This window comes from Acinetobacter sp. 228 (genome assembly GCF_048147885.1).
Genome location: NZ_JAYWYV010000468.1, coordinates 1 through 1,142 on the forward strand (window position 1 = coordinate 1; position 1,142 = coordinate 1,142).

Annotated in this window: 1 protein-coding gene and 1 pseudogene; one reads left to right on the forward strand and one right to left on the reverse strand. The window is 39.5% G+C overall.

Going from position 1 to position 1,142, the window contains the following annotated elements:
* The first annotated feature begins 65 nt into the window (after positions 1-65).
* A complete protein-coding gene (locus tag VXQ92_RS19915; RefSeq protein WP_416682954.1) occupies positions 66-752 on the forward strand; it encodes a response regulator in 687 nt (228 codons plus the stop codon).
* 63 nt (positions 753-815) lie between these two features.
* Here VXQ92_RS19915 and VXQ92_RS19920 read toward each other — a convergent pair.
* Positions 816-1,142: pseudogene (locus tag VXQ92_RS19920) on the reverse strand (selenoprotein O and cysteine-containing protein); the annotation flags it as partial.

Sequence of the window (1,142 nt, forward strand, 5' to 3'; positions counted from 1 at the left end):
ATTAGGTGGTTTACGTTGTGTACTAACCTTTAAAAAGCAGAGTTAAATAAAAGGAAAAATGGCCCATGAAACATATTATGTTGGTTGAGGATGAAGTCGAGTTAGCACATCTGGTGCGTGATTATCTTGAGGCTGCTGGATTCGAAGTAAGCATGTTTCATGATGGTCAGGATGCTTACACGAGCTTTCAACAACGTAAACCTAATTTAATGATTCTGGACTTAATGGTTCCAAGAATGGATGGTTTAACGATTTGCCGTAAGGTACGTGAACAGTCAGATTTACCGATTATTATGGTGACGGCACGTACTGAAGAAATTGATCGTGTCTTGGGTCTAAACATGGGGGCAGATGATTATGTGTGCAAACCTTTTAGTCCAAAAGAACTGGTTGCTCGTGTGCAGGCCGTTTTACGTCGTTTAGAACGTAAGGCTGAGCCAGAGCAAAATGATTCTTTCCGTATTGATAAAGCACAGCAAAGAATTTGTTATCAACAAAAATCTTTAAGTTTAACGCCAACAGAATTTCGCCTACTTGAGTTATTTTTAGAACATGTGGGGCAAGTTTATTCACGTGCACAATTATTAGATCATATTAATCCGGACAGCTTTGATGTTGCCGACCGAGTTATTGATAGCCATATTAAAAACTTGCGTCGAAAAATCACGGAAGTGGCCGAAACTGGTAACCGTCATGAGTGGATTCAAGCTGTTTATGGAGTAGGTTACCGCTTCGAATATCCAGAAGAATAATTGCTTAGAAAAGTTATGCTGTGGATAACCACAATGTTATCCACAGAAAATGTGGATAAAAAATTAAGAAGAACAGCTCACCGCTACATCAGGTACATCGCTTGGTAACGGACCTAAATCTTCCGGTTTTTCCAAATCTGGTTGTCTTGTATAGGGATGGTTGAGTAGCTTAAATAAGCGGTCAACCTCACTAAAATCATCTCGCTCCGCTGCCTCAATAGCTCGCTGTGCCATATGGTTACGTAAGATATAAATTGGATTTACCTGCTGCATGTTTGCATCAAGCTCATCAATATCTTGATATTCACGGATGTTTTGATACTGCGTAAGGAATGCATCAAATTGTCGAATATCAAGGCAGTCATCACGTAAAGCTTTGTATTCTTTATC